Source organism: Pseudomonas sp. WS 5078 (genome assembly GCF_012985745.1).
Classification (GTDB): Bacteria; Pseudomonadota; Gammaproteobacteria; order Pseudomonadales; family Pseudomonadaceae; genus Aquipseudomonas; species Aquipseudomonas lundensis_A.
The window spans coordinates 170294-186610 of the sequence record NZ_JAAQWX010000001.1; the positions used below are offsets into that span (position 1 = coordinate 170294).

Annotated in this window: 16 protein-coding genes; 8 read left to right on the plus strand and 8 right to left on the minus strand. The window is 59.6% G+C overall.

The window, feature by feature from the left end; translation table 11 throughout:
• Positions 1-69 precede the first annotated feature (69 nt).
• From HBN68_RS00780 to HBN68_RS00795, 4 genes are all read left to right on the plus strand, one after another.
• Entirely contained in the window at positions 70-1065 is a 996-nt protein-coding gene (locus HBN68_RS00780; protein WP_094991601.1) for a metalloregulator ArsR/SmtB family transcription factor, read from the plus strand.
• Between the two features lie 19 nt (positions 1066-1084).
• Positions 1085-2275 carry a methionine adenosyltransferase gene (gene metK / locus HBN68_RS00785; protein ID WP_047278222.1) on the plus strand — a complete coding sequence of 397 codons (1191 nt, stop codon included), beginning with the start codon at positions 1085-1087 and terminating at the stop codon, positions 2273-2275.
• Between the two features lie 165 nt (positions 2276-2440).
• Positions 2441-4123: an NAD-dependent DNA ligase LigB gene (gene ligB, locus HBN68_RS00790; RefSeq protein WP_094991603.1), complete on the plus strand. Its 1683-nt coding sequence runs from the start codon at positions 2441-2443 to the stop codon at positions 4121-4123.
• An 86-nt stretch (positions 4124-4209) separates the two neighbouring features.
• Positions 4210-4605 (plus strand): DUF1090 domain-containing protein, encoded by a 396-nt coding sequence (locus tag HBN68_RS00795; protein ID WP_094991604.1) that lies wholly within the window; start codon positions 4210-4212, stop codon positions 4603-4605.
• Positions 4606-4668: 63 nt separating this feature from the next.
• Here the strand turns inward: HBN68_RS00795 and HBN68_RS00800 are convergent, their stop codons facing one another.
• Entirely contained in the window at positions 4669-5118 is a 450-nt protein-coding gene (locus tag HBN68_RS00800; protein ID WP_094991605.1) for a cytochrome c, read from the minus strand.
• 128 nt (positions 5119-5246) lie between these two features.
• On the opposite strand from HBN68_RS00800, the gene HBN68_RS00805 reads away from it, so the two are divergent.
• Complete coding sequence (locus HBN68_RS00805; protein ID WP_169962144.1) at positions 5247-6392, plus strand: MltA domain-containing protein; 1146 nt, start codon at positions 5247-5249, stop codon at positions 6390-6392.
• 73 nt (positions 6393-6465) lie between these two features.
• On the opposite strand, the gene HBN68_RS00810 is transcribed toward HBN68_RS00805, so the two are convergent.
• The 3 genes from HBN68_RS00810 to HBN68_RS00820 are packed head-to-tail and all read right to left on the minus strand — an operon-like array spanning position 6466 to position 9014.
• On the minus strand, positions 6466-7368 hold the full coding sequence (locus HBN68_RS00810; RefSeq protein ID WP_169962146.1) for a transporter substrate-binding domain-containing protein: 903 nt from the start codon (positions 7366-7368) through the stop codon (positions 6466-6468).
• A gap of 25 nt (positions 7369-7393) precedes the next feature.
• Positions 7394-7744 carry a RidA family protein gene (locus HBN68_RS00815; RefSeq protein WP_169962148.1) on the minus strand — a complete coding sequence of 117 codons (351 nt, stop codon included), beginning with the start codon at positions 7742-7744 and terminating at the stop codon, positions 7394-7396.
• Between the two features lie 28 nt (positions 7745-7772).
• Positions 7773-9014 carry a D-amino acid dehydrogenase gene (locus HBN68_RS00820; protein WP_169962150.1) on the minus strand — a complete coding sequence of 414 codons (1242 nt, stop codon included), beginning with the start codon at positions 9012-9014 and terminating at the stop codon, positions 7773-7775.
• 109 nt (positions 9015-9123) lie between these two features.
• On the opposite strand from HBN68_RS00820, the gene HBN68_RS00825 reads away from it, so the two are divergent.
• Positions 9124-10032, plus strand: coding sequence for a LysR substrate-binding domain-containing protein (locus HBN68_RS00825; protein WP_169962152.1), 909 nt, complete (start codon positions 9124-9126; stop codon positions 10030-10032).
• 79 nt (positions 10033-10111) lie between these two features.
• Here the strand turns inward: HBN68_RS00825 and HBN68_RS00830 are convergent, their stop codons facing one another.
• The 3 genes from HBN68_RS00830 to HBN68_RS00840 form a co-directional block, all read right to left on the minus strand.
• Entirely contained in the window at positions 10112-12100 is a 1989-nt protein-coding gene (locus tag HBN68_RS00830) for a pyrroloquinoline quinone-dependent dehydrogenase (protein WP_169962154.1), read from the minus strand.
• Position 12101: 1 nt separating this feature from the next.
• Positions 12102-12482 carry a hypothetical protein gene (locus HBN68_RS00835; protein WP_094991612.1) on the minus strand — a complete coding sequence of 127 codons (381 nt, stop codon included), beginning with the start codon at positions 12480-12482 and terminating at the stop codon, positions 12102-12104.
• Between the two features lie 263 nt (positions 12483-12745).
• Positions 12746-14011, minus strand: coding sequence for a sodium:proton antiporter (locus tag HBN68_RS00840; protein ID WP_169962156.1), 1266 nt, complete (start codon positions 14009-14011; stop codon positions 12746-12748).
• A gap of 311 nt (positions 14012-14322) precedes the next feature.
• Between HBN68_RS00840 and HBN68_RS00845 the strand changes: the two genes are divergently transcribed.
• Together HBN68_RS00845 and HBN68_RS00850 are read left to right on the plus strand one after the other, a co-directional pair.
• Positions 14323-15156 (plus strand): DMT family transporter, encoded by an 834-nt coding sequence (locus HBN68_RS00845; RefSeq protein WP_094991614.1) that lies wholly within the window; start codon positions 14323-14325, stop codon positions 15154-15156.
• Positions 15157-15169: 13 nt separating this feature from the next.
• The gene (locus HBN68_RS00850) at positions 15170-15556 is read left to right on the plus strand and encodes an MAPEG family protein (protein WP_094991615.1); all 387 of its coding nucleotides are present in this window, start codon (positions 15170-15172) and stop codon (positions 15554-15556) included.
• 18 nt (positions 15557-15574) lie between these two features.
• Here the strand turns inward: HBN68_RS00850 and HBN68_RS00855 are convergent, their stop codons facing one another.
• Positions 15575-16294 carry a 16S rRNA (uracil(1498)-N(3))-methyltransferase gene (locus HBN68_RS00855; protein WP_094991616.1) on the minus strand — a complete coding sequence of 240 codons (720 nt, stop codon included), beginning with the start codon at positions 16292-16294 and terminating at the stop codon, positions 15575-15577.
• Between the last annotated feature and the right edge of the window lie 23 nt (positions 16295-16317).

The window sequence follows — 16317 nt, forward strand, 5'->3', positions numbered from 1 at the left end:
TCGACCAATATCAAAATGTTTTGATATTGGCCTTGCGACGACAGAACGGGGTAACTAGACTGCGACCCCATGAACTTACGCGTGCCTTCAATTCGCCATGACGATTGCGATGAGCTCTCCGCCCTGTGCAAGGCTGGAGGCGACCCGCTGCGACTGAATGTGCTGCGCGCGTTAGCCAACGATTCATTTGGTGTGCTGGAGCTGACACAGATATTCGCCACCGGCCAATCCGGCATGAGCCATCACCTCAAGGTGCTGTCGCAGGCCGGGCTGGTTGCCACACGGCGCGAAGGCAACGCGATCTTTTATCGCCGCGCCCTGCCTCACACCGAACAATTGGGCGGCAAGTTGCACGCCGCGCTGCTGGAAGAGGTCGACAACCTGACCCTGCCCGCTGACGTACAGGCACGTATCAGCGCTGTACACGGGCAACGCGCTGCCGCTAGCCAAGACTTTTTCTCGCGCATTGCCGAGAAATTTCGCGCCCAGCAAGACCTGATTGCAGGCTTGCCGCAGTACCGGGACAGCGTATTGGCATTGCTCGACAAGTTGAGCTTCACTGCGCCAGCTACTGCGTTGGAGGTTGGCCCCGGCGATGGCAGCTTTTTGCCTGACCTGGCTCGGCGCTTTCATCAGGTCACGGCACTGGACAACAGCCCGGCGATGCTTGAACTGGCACGTCAGGTGTGTGAGCGCGAATCACTGAACAACGTCAGCCTGATCCTGGCCGACGCGCTCAACGGTTCGCAGATTCAAGTCGATTGCGTGGTTGTGAACATGGTCCTGCACCATTTCGCCGCACCGGCTGAAGCAGTTAAGCAACTGGCCACCTTGCTGCAACCTGGCGGTAGCCTGCTGGTAACAGAGTTGTGTAGCCATAATCAGGCGTGGGCCCGCGAGGCGTGCGGCGATTTGTGGCTAGGTTTTGAACAAGATGATCTGGCCCGTTGGGCCACCGCTGCGGGACTCGTTCCCGGGGAAAGCCTCTATGTAGGCTTACGTAATGGTTTCCAGATTCAGGTCCGCCACTTTCAGCGACCTTCTGGCGACACTCACCATCGGTAAATATTAGGAAACCGTCGAGATGAGCGAATACTCCATTTTCACCTCCGAGTCCGTGTCTGAAGGGCATCCGGACAAAATCGCCGACCAGATTTCTGACGCGGTGCTGGACGCCATCATTGCTGAAGACAAGTTCGCCCGTGTGGCGTGCGAGACTCTGGTGAAAACCGGCGTAGCGATCATCGCGGGCGAAGTCACCACGTCGGCCTGGGTTGATCTGGAGCAGATCGTTCGTGACGTGATCACCGACATCGGCTACACCAGCTCTGACGTCGGCTTCGACGGCGCAACCTGCGGCGTGATGAACATCATCGGCAAGCAGTCCCCTGACATCAACCAGGGTGTTGACCGCGCCAAGCCTGAAGATCAGGGCGCTGGCGACCAGGGCCTGATGTTTGGCTATGCCAGCAACGAAACTGACGTGCTGATGCCAGCACCGATCACCTTCTCGCACCAGTTGGTTCAACGTCAGGCCGAAGCCCGTAAATCCGGCCTGCTGCCTTGGTTGCGCCCGGACGCGAAATCCCAGGTTACTTGCCGTTACGACAATGGCAAGGTAGTGGGCATCGACGCTATCGTGCTGTCGACCCAGCACAACCCGGATGTCAGCGCTGCCGATCTGCGCGAAGGCGTAATGGAGCTGATCGTCAAGCACGTGCTGCCTGCCGAACTGCTGCACAAAGACACCCAGTTCCACATCAACCCGACTGGCCAGTTCATCATCGGCGGCCCGGTGGGCGACTGTGGCCTGACCGGTCGCAAGATCATCGTTGACACCTACGGCGGCATGGCCCGTCACGGCGGTGGCGCATTCTCGGGTAAAGACCCGTCCAAGGTTGACCGTTCGGCGGCTTACGCCGGTCGTTATGTGGCCAAGAACATCGTGGCAGCCGGCTTGGCTGAGCGTTGCGAGATCCAGGTTTCCTACGCAATCGGCGTCGCTCAACCGACTTCGATTTCGTTGAACACCTTCGGCACTGGCAAAATTTCTGACGAGAAAATCATCAAGCTGGTACGTGACGTGTTCGACCTGCGTCCTTACGCGATCACCAAAATGCTCGACCTGCTGCACCCGATGTACCAGGAAACCGCAGCTTACGGCCACTTCGGCCGCACGCCGCAAACCAAAACAGTTGGCGACGACACCTTCACCACGTTCACGTGGGAGCGCACTGACCGCGCTGAAGAGCTGCGCGCTGCTGCTGGCGTGTAAGTAAGCCTGCTGCATCCAAAAGCCCCGGACAGGCGACTGTCCGGGGCTTTTTTGTATTCGCTGACGGGCGCATACCCACCCAGAAACACCCGGTAATTCTCCCGCGCTGCACGGCAACCAGCCTGCACTAGCCTTAAGCATTCTTCCCGGGCAAGGACGCTCATGATGCTGGCCACACTTCGTCTTTTTAGCGGGCTTGCACTCGCCTGCTTCACCTTCAACACCTACGCGCAGACCTGTCCCTCGTGGCCGCAGCCCCGCGCCCAACAGGCATTCGACAGCCTCGAACAGCAACTGCGTATCTGGGACGACAGCTACCACCGCCAAGGGATTTCTCTGGTTACGGACGCTGTTTACGACCAGTCCCGCGCACGACTGGAACACTGGCGGCGCTGCCTGAACGCGCCCCCTTCCCGTCACCCCCTGCACACAGCCCGCGGAAAAATCCAGCACCCGGTAGCCCACACCGGACTGGCCAAACTGCGCAGTGAACAAGCCGTCAAAGGCTGGATAAACAGCCGCCAGGGTGTGTGGGTACAGCCCAAGGTAGACGGCGTGGCCGTGACGCTGACCTATCGACAGGGACAACTGGAGCAAGTGATCAGCCGGGGGGACGGGGAGAAAGGTCAGGACTGGACTGCCTCGGCCCTTACCCTTGACGCAATTCCTCGTACCTTGCCGCAACCGGTGGACCGGGTGCTGCAAGGCGAGCTTTATTGGCGCCTGCCTGATCATGTGCAAGCGACCTCTGGCAGCCTCAATGCGCGCAGCCTGGTTGCAGGGTTGATGGCGCGCCATGCGCTCACGCCTGAACACGCCGAGCGCATCGGTTTATTTGTCTGGGACTGGCCCGACGGCCCCGCCACGCTAACCGAGCGTTTACAGCACCTGAGCGATCTGGGGTTTGTCGACAGCCAAACCTACAGCCAGCCCGTGGAACGCTTCGAACAAGCACGGGATTGGCGCCAGCACTGGTACACCACAGCGTTGCCGTTTGCCACAGATGGTGTGGTGTTGCGCCAGAGCGAACGCCCGGACGCCAGGCGCTGGCAGGCAAAACCGCCGAACTGGGCCGTCGCCTGGAAATACCCTCACGCACAAGCCGTCAGTGAAGTACGCAGTGTCGCGTTCAACATCGGGCGCACCGGGCGCATTACGCCCATGCTTGAACTAACCCCCGTGACGCTCGACGACCGGCGAATCAAACGCATCAGCGTCGGCTCCCTGAAACGTTGGCAACAGCTTGATATTCGTCCCGGCGACCATGTGGCGATCAGTCTCGCAGGCATGACCATCCCACGCCTGGACAGTGTCGCGTTGCGCGCGCCGGAGCGCCTTGAAGTGAACGCCCCCAACCCCCACAACTTCCACACCCTGAGCTGCTGGCAACCCACGCCGGGCTGCGAAAGCCAATTTTTGGCGCGCCTGAACGGGTTAAGCCGAAAGAATGGGTTGGCCCTGCCGTCTGTCGGCCCCGGAACCTGGAAAACGTTGATCCAGAGCGGACAAATCAACAGCCTGACGGATTGGTTGACCCTGGATGCTTCCCGGCTTGTTAACATTGCGGGCTTCGGCGAGCGCAGCAGCGTACGTTTATTGACCAGTTTGCAGGCCGCCCGACAACAATCGTTCGAACGCTGGGTCAAAGCAATCGGTCTACCGCCCACGGGTGACGCACCTTTGGGTCAGTCATGGCAGGCGCTGGTGGCACGTGACACTGAAGCGTGGTTAGCAGAACCGGGCATCGGTCCGCGTCGTGCCGAACAATTGAGTGCGTTCCTGCAAGACCCGAATGTACGGGCGATAGGGGATGCATTACGGGCTGCTGAAGTGGCGGGGTTCGACTAGCCTGTGCTTCAGTCCGTTGCCGGACCCATGCTGCGTTTCGCATCTTTGAACTGTGTGTATTGTTACTTTTTGTTATGGAGCTATTTATGAAATTTCTTTCACCGCTCGCCCTGTTCACTGTTTGCGGCCTGATGGCTGCCCCGCTCATGGCCGCTGATCCAGCGCCTGAACTGACTGGTTGCGCTGCCAAGGTCAAAAACATCGAGACTCAGCTTGAGTACGCGCGGGCTCACAACAACAGCGGCCAGATCGCCGGTCTGGAAAAAGCCCTGAGTGAAGTCAAAGCCAATTGCACTGACGCTAGCCTTAAGAAAGAACGTGAGAACAAGGTTCTTGAGGCCAAGCACGAAGTCAGCCAGCGTCAGGCCGATCTGGACAAGGCCATGAAGAAAGGCGACCCGGAGAAGATCAACAAGCGTAAAGACAAGCTGGCTGAGTCGCGCAAAGAACTGCAGGAAGCACTGGACCAACTCGACAAGTAAGCCTTCGGCCCTGTCACGGCAACCCTCTCCCTCAGGGAGAGGGGCTGTTGATTGAAGGCATGATCAGTGGTTACGGAATTCCTTGTGACACGCGCTGCACGTGTCTTCGACTTTCTGCACAGCTGGCGCAAGGCTGCTGGCCTTGTATGGCTGAACCTGACTGGCAATCACCAACTCACCCGTGGCGGCTTCCAATTGACGGGCCAAGTCCTGAAAACGAGCCTGTTTCTGCCACACATCATCGGTTGCGCTGGTTTGGTCAGACTCTTTGACCTTCGGGAAATGTTTCCACGGCTCATGGGCCAACGCATCGAGTTTGACCGCCCCCTCGGTAAAACGCGGGCCATCGAACGGAATTCGCCCACGCAACATGCCCCCCAGGTCTTCACTGGTCTTGAGCATTTGCTTGAAAATCGCTTTACGCTGGCCCAGCGGCGAATTGGGATCAACCCCGCCACACGCCGACAGCGTCAGACAGGCCAGCAGTACAACAGTCAATCGTTTCAGAGTCATGGTCGCTTCACATCACGAAATTCGGTCGCCAGTATCCTCGTGTCACCTGTAAAGACCAATACCCCTATTGAATATAAGGATTGCCTGGACGGTTCTTGAACCTCGGCAACCGTAAAGGAACATCGCAGATGAGTCGTCTTTTAAAGCCACTGGTGTGGGCGCTGCCCGTTGTTATGTTGCTGGCCGGCTGCAACGGCACCGATCAGGATGCCAAACAACCTGAAGCCCCGCACACCACGTACAGCAAAGCGGACTGGAGTGCGTTGCCAGAGGTGACCGGCGCTGATCTGCAGGGCGGCTTCGCCTCTTGGCGCAGTGCATGCACCCGGCTCAAGGCCGACGCCAACTGGGGGGGAATCTGCAGCGAGGCCGCCCAGTTACCGGCCAGCCCGAGCGTGGCCGAGATCAGCAATTTTCTGCAAACCCACCTCGATGTCTACAGCCTGCGTTCCGCGCAAGGCAGCAGCGATGGCCTGATTACCGGTTATTACGAACCCGTCTACCCCGGCAGCCTGACGGCCAACGAGGTGGCCAAGGTGCCGGTGTATGGCGTGCCGTCCGACCTGATCGTGGTCAACCTCGACAGCCTCTACCCGGAACTCAAGGGCAAGCGTCTGCGCGGGCGCCTTGAAGGCCGTGTCATTAAACCCTACGACACGGCAGCCACGATCAATGCCCAAGGCCTGAACGCGCCTGTCATCGCGTGGTTGACCGACCCGATGGACCTGCAATTTTTGCAAATTCAGGGTTCTGGCCGCGTGCAACTGGATGACGGCCGTCAACTTCGCATCGGCTACGCCGACCAGAATGGTCATCCGTACAAGCCGATTGGCCGCTGGCTGGTGGAACAGGGCGAGTTGAAAAAAGAAGACGTAACCATGGGCACCATTCACGCCTGGGCGATGGCACACCCTGAGCGTGTCAGCGAACTGCTGGCGAGCAACCCCAGTTATGTGTTTTTCACCCAGAACCCCGACAGCAACGAAGGCCCGCGCGGCTCGTTGAATGTGCCACTGACCGCAGGCTACAGCGTAGCCGTTGACCGCAAGGTGATTCCATTGGGCAGTCTGCTCTGGCTGTCGACGACTCAAGCCGACGGTCAACCGATCGTACGCCCGGTAGCGGCTCAGGACACGGGCGGAGCGATTGCGGGCGAAGTTCGCGCCGACTTCTTCGTCGGTACAGGCTCGGAAGCCGGCAAGTTGGCCGGTGACATGAAGCAAAAGGGCAATATCTGGCTGCTGTGGCCTAAAGGCGCGGCACTGCCTGAATAAAACAGGCCCCACGCCACCCTTTGTAGTCGCTGGCGAGCACTCACGGGCGCCACTCGACAGCGACGTAAAGGCCTTACTCCACCGGATCGCTCACCGGCTTGGCGATGATTTGCTTGAGTTCTGCCGTCATCGGGAACTCAAGGTTCAGGCCATTGGGCGGGATCGGTTGCTCAAACCAGCGCTGGTAAATCCCGGTGATTTCACCCGAGCTGTACAGGTCGGCCAGGGTCTGGTTCACCACAGCCAAAAACTGCGGGTCGTCCTTGCGCACCATGCAGCTGTAGATTTCACGCGATTGCTCGTCACCCACTACCACCCAGTTATGCGGGTCACGGGCCTTCGCGCGTTCGCCATAGAGCAGCGCGTCGTCCATGTAAAACGCCACGGCGCGCCCGGTCTCCAGCATTTTGAACGCTTCGCCATGGTCCTTGGCGCTGATGACGTTCATGCCCATTTTGTGATCGGCGCTGTAGCTTTTAATGAAACGCTCATTGGTGGTGCCCGCAGTGGTCACTACGTTTTTCTCGCGCAGATCATCAAACCCCTTGATGCCACTGTCCTTGGCGGTCAACAACTGGCCTTTGACGTAGATAAACCCGTAGGAAAACGCGACCTGCTTCTGACGCTCGGCAGTCACGCCGGTTGAACCGCACTCCAGATCCACTGTGCCGTTTTGCACCAGCGGGATGCGGGTTTGCGACGTCACCAGGTTGTATTTGATGTTCAAGGGCTTGTCGCCCAGCTTCTTTTGCACGTTTTCGACGATTTTATTCGCCAGCTCCACGGAGTACCCCATGGGCTTACCCGAGTTGTCGCCAACATAAGAGAAGGGCACCGAAGCGTCCCGATAGCCGAGGGTGATGCGCCCCGAATCCGAAATCTTTTTCATAGTGCCCTGCAACGGCACGTCATTGGCGCAGACTGCCTGGCTGATCAACAGGCCCAGCGTGCAACTGATCAAGGTGAGTTTTTTCATCTTCTTATTTCCCCTTTAAAACAGATTAACGACGTACAGCAATCACGCTGATTTCCACCCGCACTTCGGGCCGCGCCAGCTCGGCTTGCAGCGTGGTACGGGTCGGCGCCTTGCCAGCCGACAGCCAGGCCGACCACACCGCATTCATGGCCGCAAAATCACGCTGGATGTTTTGCAAGTAGATCGTGGCGTTTAGGATGTGGTCTTTGTCACTGCCTGTTTCGGCTAGCAGAGCATCGATTTTGCTGAGTATTTCTTCGGTTTGCGCGGCAATGTCTTGAGTTTGCGTGGGAACTTGCCCGGACAAAAACACCAGCGCCTCAAACGTCGCGGCGGCGCTCAAACGGTCATTGCTGTTAATTCGGTGAATCGTCATCGGGTGGTTCCTTGTTGTAGGTACAGATTCAAGCGGCATGGGGCGCAAGGCCTTGCATGTCGATGGAAGGTTGGCGCTGTGTGATCAACTCGGTCAGCAACCGGCCACTGCCACAGGCCAGCGTGAAGCCCAGTGCGCCATGCCCCAGGTTGAGCCACAAGTTGCGATAAGCGCTGGCCCCCAGAATCGGCACACCGGTCGGCGTTGCAGGGCGCATGCCAGCCCACTCGATGGCGTCGTCATAATTGCCTGCTTCGGGGAAGGTGCTGTGCGCCAACTGGCGCATTTGAGCCAGGCGCTTGGGGTCCAGCGCTGCGTCAAATCCGACAATGTCGACCATCGCCGCGATCCGCAACTGCTCGCCAATGCGGGCGTACACAATCTTGCGGTCGTAGTCGGTGATGCTCACCTGCGGGGCTTTTTTCACATCGGCCAGCGGCAGGGTCAGGCTGTAGCCCTTGAGCGGGTACAGCGGCAACTCCAGACCGGGCAGGCGCAAGGCGGGGCTGTTATGGCCCGCCGCCAGCACCAGTTGACTGACCGGCAGTACGTCATGGCCCATCTCGACCGCCGTCACGGCACCCTGATGGTGCACGAGACGCGTCACGGTTTTGCCCAGCATAAACGTGCAGCGGCCAGAGGCTTGCAAGCGCGCCACCAACTGCTGACAAAACAGATGGCAGTCGCCCACCTCTTCGTCCGGGGTGTAAATGCCGCCGACAAACGGAGCGCCTAGCAAACCCGGCTCCAGCGCTACGCACTCGCTGGCTGACAGCGCCTGTTGAAAGGAACTGTGGGTAACGTTTTGCCGGGCTTTGTGGAAGTGCGCGGGCTCCCGAAAGGCCACGAGCTTGCCATTGCGTCGCCATTCAAAGCCGTCAAGGTGATCGTCTTCGCGCCATTGCTGCAATGTGGCCTGACTGAGCAGCGCCAGACGCAACAGATGCGCACCGTTGCGCTGATTGACGGAGCCGCGGCAAGCACCGACGAACGAAGCCAGCCAACGCCATTGAGCCGGGTCCATGCGGGGGCGAAGTTTGAGAGGTGAATCGGCGCGCAGCATCCAGCCCATGGCTTGCCAGGGCACCCCGGCATCGGCCAGGGGCGCCACATAGCGATACGACAGCTGCCCGCCATTGGCGAAGCTGGTCTGACTACCGAGGCGGGTCTGGGCTTCGATCAGCGTGACGTCAAAACCTTCGCGCACCAGCGCATACGCTGTTGCCAGCCCGATGACGCCGCCACCGATGATGCAAACCTGCTGTGCCATGTCAGTCCTTAACCCAAAGTTATGCGGCCTTCAGATTAGGGGCAGATGACAGGGCATGAATAATGAATAAAGATGCTCATCCCATAAACAAAGGTTATGGACTACTGCCATGCGTTTGCGACATATCGAGGTCTTTCAGGCCATCCGCCAAACCGGCTCGGTCAGCGCCGCTGCCCAGTTGCTGCACGTCTCGCAACCGGCGGTGAGCAAAGTCTTACAGCATGCCGAATTGCAACTGGGATTTGCCCTGTTCCTGCGGGTACGCGGCAAACTCCAGCCCACGCCTGAGGCGCTACTGCTGGAGCGCGAGGTCGATAAAGTCACCGAAAGCCTGCAAGGCGTGCAGCGACTGGCCGAAAGCCTGCGCCGTGAGCCTGGTCATCGCTTGCGTATTGGCAGTACCCCGGCACTGGCGCTATCGCTGATGCCGCCCGTGATCCGCGAATGGACGCAACGCTATCCCGATATCCACTGCGAGCTGGCCAGCGCTCATACCCGAGAACTGGTGCAAAACCTGCTGATGCGCGAGCTCGACGTTGCCCTGACCTTCAAGCAACCCGAGCATCCTGGCCTCAAGGCGCAAGCGCTGGCCCACGGTGTGCTGGTGGCACTGGCCCCACGGGGCTACTGGCCCGAAACAGACCTCGGCTTGCCGCTGAAACTGGATGAATTGGCGAATGCGCCGTTGATTGGCTTGAGCAGCGCCGACCCGTTGTTTGCGCGGTTTGAACGTTACCTGCAAGCCGTCGAACCGCCGCCACGTATCAGGCTCGCGGTGCAGACCTATTCATTGGCCAGCGCAATGGTGGAATCAGGGGCGGGATTGGCTGTGATTGACCCGTTCACCGCACTGGGGGCTTCACGCGACAGCACACGAATACGGCCGCTGACGCCTGCGTTGCCCATTACGCTGTATGCACTGACCCGTGCCGACGAACCGGGTCCGCATACGCTGGAGGGGTTGCTGCAATTGTTCGCGCAACACGCCAACGAACAGTTGCAGCGTTTGTCGCTGTAACCGCAGTCCCTGCCGCAAGCTGCGAGCGTTTAAACCTCAACCCTCTCACAGCTTGACGGCAGCTACCGCGTACGCAGCATTACTTCGGCAAGGCGTACACCACCACCTGATCGCCCACTTGATCCTTGAGGATCGAGTTGCCACCGGCCACAAAGGCAACGTACTGACGGCCTTTGTATTCGTAGACCGCCGGGTTGGCCACCGCAGGAGCCATGACAATGTCGGACCACAACTCCTTGCCGTCATCCAGCGCGTAGGCACGGACTTTGGCGTCCATCGAAGCACCGATGAAAATCACCCCGCCCGCCGTCACTGCCGGGCCACCAATGGTGGGTGAACCCATGTCTTCAGGCATGTACCAGCCCCACTGCTGAACCGCGCCCATCGGACGACGCCATTTCACGTCACCGGTGCGCATGTCCAGGGCCACGATTTCACCGAACGGCGGCGCCCAGCACGGCATGCCTGCCCAGTTCTGCGCGTTCAGCAGCGACATGCCATACGGCGCGCCGATTTGCGGGTAGAAACCGTTTTCGTTGCCGGCTTCCTTGGGCTGTTTGTCGTACGCCGCACGGTCCCACAGCTTGATCATCTGCACGATGTGCGAGGTGTTCACGATGGCCACTTGGTTAACCGGGTCAAACGCAACCCCGCCCCACTGCACCCCGCCCGCACTGTCCGGGTACGCGAGCACGCCATTGCCTTTGGTCGCGGGCGGCGAGTACATGCCGTTGTATTCCAGGCCGTCCCACATCTTCGAGCACTGGCCCAAGCCAACGATGTCCGCGACTTTCCAGATTGCCGGTTTCTTGGACTGGTCCATTAGCGGCGCAGGCTTGGTCGGGAATGGTTGGGTCGGTGAGTACACTTCGCCATCGGCATCGCCCTGTGGCACCGGACGTTCCTCGATCGGCCACACGTCTTCACCCGTGCGCCGGTCAACCGTGAACAGGAAGCCCATCTTGGTCGCCTGCACCAACGCGGCCACCGGTTTGCCATTGACTGTAATGTCCATCAACGTCGGTGCCGAGTTGATGTCGTAATCCCACAAGTCATGGTGAACCCACTGACGCGACCAGACGACTTTACCGGTGTTGATATCCAGCGCTGTGGTAGACGTACCCAGCGGAATCGGCTTGGTGCGGTTGCCACCCCAGTAGTTGGGCGACGGCGATGACACCGGGATGTACAGCAAGCCCAGTGCCGGGTCGTAAGACATGGCAGTCCAGATATTGGCAGTGCCGGTTTTGCCCGCTTCCTCCTCCGGGATCGGCTTGAACTCCCATTCCAGTTCACCGGTGCGGGCGTTCAGTGCAAACAACGAACCTGGCGACTCTACCTCGTATTCCCAGTCTTTCCCGGCCCAGCCCACGATCAGCTTGTCGCCAATCACAGTTGGCGGTTGCAGCACCGACAGCGGCCATTTGGCGTTAAGGGTGTTCCACTGGTTGATGTCCACCACGCCGTTTTTGCCGAAGCTTTCGCACGGCTTACCGGTGTCGGCATCCACCGCATACAGTTGTGCAGTCATGTTGCCCAGGTACACGACTTTCTGGCAGGCCACGCCCGCTTGCGGGGTTTTCTCTTGCCAATAAGCCACGCCCCGGGACTTCAGCGCAGGCTGGGTCTCGGCCACCAGAGGCGACTTGGTATCAAATACCCACTTTTCTTTCCCGGTCTCGGGTTCAAGGGCAATGATTCGGTAAAACGGCGTGCCGATGTACAAGGTGTCATTGGCGAAGATCGGCGTGGCCGACCAGACGGACGGCGGGATTTTGCCCGTGCCGGTGGACATGTCCCCGGTGAAGTACTGCCAGACTTTGGTCAGGTTGCCGACGTTGTCTTTATTGATTTGCGTGAGGGGGGAGTACTTCTGTGCGCTGAGCTGGCCGTGAAAGCTGTCCCATTCCTTGCCGTTCGGGATCGGAATTTTCGCGCTTTCCGCCGACACGCTCGACGGCGCGAGCAGCGGCGCAGGTACGGTGTAGGTCTCAGCCTGGGCCGTTGAAAGTCCCGCCAGCATGCACAGGGCCGGGGCGCTCAAAAGGTGTTTTTTCATTGTATTCATGTCACGCGCTCCTGGTGGCCGGGGTGAAGGTTTCAATCACGACACCCACTGCGCCCACTGCCAGCACGGCGGCAGTCCACCACCCGTGCAAAAACAGTGCTGCAATGAAGGTCCCGACAATCCCCGCCCAACTCAAAAACAGGAGAAAGCCTCGCAGCCCGCCCGCATGGCTCTTGAGCAGTAACAGCCCCAATACAACCATCACCAGCTCAGCGAACATCGCCGTCATCGCGCCACCCGAGCCATCAATACCAGACAGCGGCGTGAAAAAACGCCACGCGGTGATGACCAGCGCAACCAGCGCGGCGACGATCAGAATATAAGCACCCACGTGACGCCTGGGCGTTGCCGAGGGTGACGCATAACCCGCAGATGTACTCATCCCTTTCCCCTTTCCGTTATATGCACATTGGGTGTGTAAGGAAAACCCGAACGAACAGGCGCACTCAAGCCATTGCCGAAAGCACCTTCAGCCAAACGAGTTTGAGTGTAGTCAACGTGTAGGGAAGCACCCACAAGGATGCAGGATTAGTCGCACATAATTGCTGTGGGTGGACGAGGCTGCAGGCGAGCGAGGCCGTCGAAGCGCATTCACCGCCGCGCATCAGGTACGCAGCGGTGACCGGCAGACAAGGTCACGCAGGTTTAATGCGCCCTGTCGGCCTCAGCCGGGGCAGGCGCATCTTGGGTCACGTGCCTCACCAGTTTGCCAATGGTCAGGCCCTGGAACAGGATCGACGACAGCACCACGATGTAAGTGATGCTCAGGATCAGGTCACGTTCCGGGCCGAGTGGCAACGCCAGTGCCAGGGCAACCGAAACCCCGCCACGCAGGCCGCCCCACGTCAGGATGCGGATGGTGCCACGGGGCACGGCGCGCCAGCGGCGCAGTAACATAATGGCCGGGGCAACGGTCAGCAGGCGTGACAGCAGAATCGCCACGGCCAACGCACTGGCAGCCAGCAAATGCAGCCACGAGAACGGCAGCAGCAACAATTCCATGCCGATCAGCGCAAACAGCAACGCGTTGAGCATGTCATCCAGCAACTCCCAGAAACCGTCCATGTAACGGCGGGTCATCTCGTTCATCGCTTTGTTTCGACCCAGATTGCCGATGATCAGGCCGGCCACCACCATCGCAATCGGCGCCGACACATGCAGCTCACTGGCCATGGCCGAGCCGCCGATCACCAGCGCGAGGGTCAGCATGACTTCGATCTGGTACTGCTCGATGCTTTTGATCATCCGGTACACCAGATAACCGATCAGCCCGCCGAACACCACGCCGCCAATGGCTTCGTGGGCGAACATCATGGCCGTGGCGCTGACGCTCGGGGTTTCGCCCAGTTGGACAATGCCAAGCAACACAGTGAACACCACAACCGCGGTGCCATCATTGAAAAGACTCTCGCCCACGATGGTGGTTTTCAGAGGCTTTGATGCGTTGGCGGTCCGCAGCACGCCGAGCACCGCAATCGGGTCGGTGGGGGATATCAGCGCGCCGAACAGCAGGCAGTACAGGAAGCTGATGTGCCAGCCAAAGAGGCCAAAAATCCAGTACGCCAGGCTGCCGATCACCGTGGTGGCGATCAAAACCCCCACCGTGGCCAGCAAGCCAATGGGCCAGCGGTAGCTGCGCACGTCGTTGAAGTTAACGTGCAAAGCGCCTGCAAACAGCAGAAAGCCCAGCATCCAGTTCATGAGCAGATCGCCAAAATCAATCTGGCCGATCAACTGTTGCACGCGGTCTTCGAGCCCCGGGTAGCCGAGTACGCTCAAACCCTGCAACAGCAAAGAAAATAAAAGGGCGGTGACCATCACGCCAATCGTGGGCGGCAGGCCGATAAAACGGTAATTCACATACGTCAGCAACGACGTCAGACAGATAAACGCAGCAACAAGCTCAAGCATCCGAGTTCCTGTGGTGGCGGGAGTGAAGGGGTTTCCGGTCAGGCCGGGCGTTGGTTTGATGCAAAAGCTGGCGTGAGCGGCACATTGCCGAGCGTGACAAACCGACGCAACGCCTGGCCAGCATTGACCACGGCGTGAGTCCTTTGTTGCAACACCTGCAGGGTTTAGGGTCCTTAATGATGCTCCGTCAGCTAGCGCCTGGGAGCCACCAAAGGGGCACCCGATTATTCGTTTGTTCACGCAAACGCTGCGCGCGCCGACGCACGTTTGACGTATAAACAGCCATCGTCCAACCACATAAGGAGCACGGGGTGCTGGCAACGTCGTTGGTGTTGATCGCTGCTGTGTTGCACGCGGTCTGGAATACCCTGATTAAGTTCAGCGGCGAGCGTCTGCTGGTCATCGCCTGCATGGACACGGTGGCACTGCTGGTGGTCGCCGCGCTGGTGGGCTTTGTGTCGTTCCCGCCGCTGGCTCTCTGGCCGTGGATTCTGGCGTCTGCCCTCTTCGAACTGCTGTACCGCGTGCTGCTGATCCGCGCCTACCGGGTCGGGGACCTTGGGCTGGTGTACCCGCTGATGCGCGGCCTTTCGCCCTTGGTGGTGCTGACACTGACCCTGATTTTTGCCGGTGAAGTGCTGACCGGCCAGCAAATTATCGGCATTCTCCTGATACCGTGCGGTATGGCCTGCCTGCTGTGGCAAGGCGGCGGCGGTGATCGTCTGCCGTGGTCGATGCTGCCGGTGGTCGCGCTCATCGGCCTGTGCATTGGCTGCTATACCTTTCTTGATGGTCAGGCGTTACGCCGCTGGCCGCACCCGCTGGATTATCTGGTGTGGCTGACGCTCATCAGCGCGTGGCCGTTCCCACTGCTGGCCATCACCCGCAAACGTGCCGCGTTCACGCTGTTCTGGCGCACGCAATGGCGGTTGGGGTTGGCCGTCGGGGTTTGCGTGCTGACCAGTTATGCACTGGTGCTGTGGGCGATGCAGCTGGGCTCGATTGCCGAGGCGGCGGCCTTGCGTGAGGTCAGCGTGATGCTGGTGGTGCTGTTCGGCATGCGCTACCTCAAAGAACCTTTTGGCGGCCCCAGACTCTTAGCGTGTGGGCTGGTGCTGATCGGCATGCTCGTGATGAAACTCTAAAAAGGAAATTCCAATGACGGTTGCCTTCTGGTGTGTACTGATTGCCTTGTGTCTGCCGTACGTGTGTACCGCGGTGGCCAAGTTCAGCGGCGGCAAATTCGGGCCCCGGCAAAACCATGACCCGCGCGCGTTTCTCGACACCCTCGACGGTTTCGCCAAACGTGCTCACAGCGCGCAACTCAACAGCTTCGAAGTCACCCCGGCGTTTGCCGCTGCCGTGATCATTGCTGACATCGTCGGTAACGCCCAACCCGTCACGATTGATGTACTGGCCGTGCTGTTTATCACCAGCCGCTTGCTGTACATCATTTGTTACCTGGCAGATTGGGCCATGTTGCGTTCACTGGTGTGGTTCATCGGCATGGGGCTGATCGTCAGCTTCTTCTTCGTGTCGATGTAACTGCTCAACGCGTCAGCGTCAGAAATCGCCCCACAACTGCTGAGCCACGGCCAGCGCCACCACCGGGGCGGTTTCGGTACGCAATACCCGAGGGCCAAGGCGCGCCGGTTGATAACCCGCCGCCTGGGCCTGATCGACTTCATTGTCGGTCAACCCGCCTTCCGGACCGATCAGAAACGCCAGGCGCGAAGGCTTGGCATGGCTGGCCAGCGGCTCGGACACCGGGTGCAACACCAGCTTGAGGTCGGCGTGCGTGTTGTTAATCCAGTCATTAAGCAGCACGGGCGGATGAATCACCGGCACCCGCGAACGCCCACATTGCTCGCACGCACTGATAGCCACCTGACGCCAGTGAGCCAGACGTTTGTCTGCACGTTCGTCCTTGAGCCGCACTTCGCAGCGTTCGCTCATGATCGGCGTGATCTCGTTGACCCCCAGTTCCGTGGCTTTCTGAATCGCCCAGTCCATGCGCTCACCACGGGACAACCCTTGGCCAAGGTGAATCGCCAGCGGCGACTCGACTTGCCCGGCGAAGGTCTCTTCCAGCACCACGCGCACGCGCTTTTTACCGACTTCCAGCAAACGCCCCAGGAACTCGTGACCCGAGCCGTCGAACACTTGCAGGGCATCGCCCTCGGCCATGCGCAGCACGCGGCCAATGTAATGCGCCTGGGCTTCAGGCAATTCATGCTCACCGAGGCTCAATGGGGCATCGATAAAGAAACGGGACAATCTCATGTGTTTTCTCTGAAAAGTGTGCG

Coding starts and splice junctions, on each gene's coding strand:
- HBN68_RS00800 (WP_094991605.1), bottom strand. CDS start 5,118: ATGACTCTGAAACGATTGACTGTTGTACTGCTGGCCTGTCTGACGCTG.
- HBN68_RS00835 (WP_094991612.1), bottom strand. CDS start 12,482: ATGAGTACATCTGCGGGTTATGCGTCACCCTCGGCAACGCCCAGGCGT.
- HBN68_RS00820 (WP_169962150.1), bottom strand. CDS start 9,014: ATGGCACAGCAGGTTTGCATCATCGGTGGCGGCGTCATCGGGCTGGCA.
- HBN68_RS00830 (WP_169962154.1), bottom strand. CDS start 12,100: ATGAATACAATGAAAAAACACCTTTTGAGCGCCCCGGCCCTGTGCATG.
- HBN68_RS00825 (WP_169962152.1), top strand. CDS start 9,124: ATGCGTTTGCGACATATCGAGGTCTTTCAGGCCATCCGCCAAACCGGC.
- metK (WP_047278222.1), top strand. CDS start 1,085: ATGAGCGAATACTCCATTTTCACCTCCGAGTCCGTGTCTGAAGGGCAT.
- HBN68_RS00850 (WP_094991615.1), top strand. CDS start 15,170: ATGACGGTTGCCTTCTGGTGTGTACTGATTGCCTTGTGTCTGCCGTAC.
- HBN68_RS00805 (WP_169962144.1), top strand. CDS start 5,247: ATGAGTCGTCTTTTAAAGCCACTGGTGTGGGCGCTGCCCGTTGTTATG.
- HBN68_RS00855 (WP_094991616.1), bottom strand. CDS start 16,294: ATGAGATTGTCCCGTTTCTTTATCGATGCCCCATTGAGCCTCGGTGAG.
- HBN68_RS00815 (WP_169962148.1), bottom strand. CDS start 7,744: ATGACGATTCACCGAATTAACAGCAATGACCGTTTGAGCGCCGCCGCG.
- HBN68_RS00840 (WP_169962156.1), bottom strand. CDS start 14,011: ATGCTTGAGCTTGTTGCTGCGTTTATCTGTCTGACGTCGTTGCTGACG.
- HBN68_RS00780 (WP_094991601.1), top strand. CDS start 70: ATGAACTTACGCGTGCCTTCAATTCGCCATGACGATTGCGATGAGCTC.
- HBN68_RS00810 (WP_169962146.1), bottom strand. CDS start 7,368: ATGAAAAAACTCACCTTGATCAGTTGCACGCTGGGCCTGTTGATCAGC.
- HBN68_RS00795 (WP_094991604.1), top strand. CDS start 4,210: ATGAAATTTCTTTCACCGCTCGCCCTGTTCACTGTTTGCGGCCTGATG.
- ligB (WP_094991603.1), top strand. CDS start 2,441: ATGCTGGCCACACTTCGTCTTTTTAGCGGGCTTGCACTCGCCTGCTTC.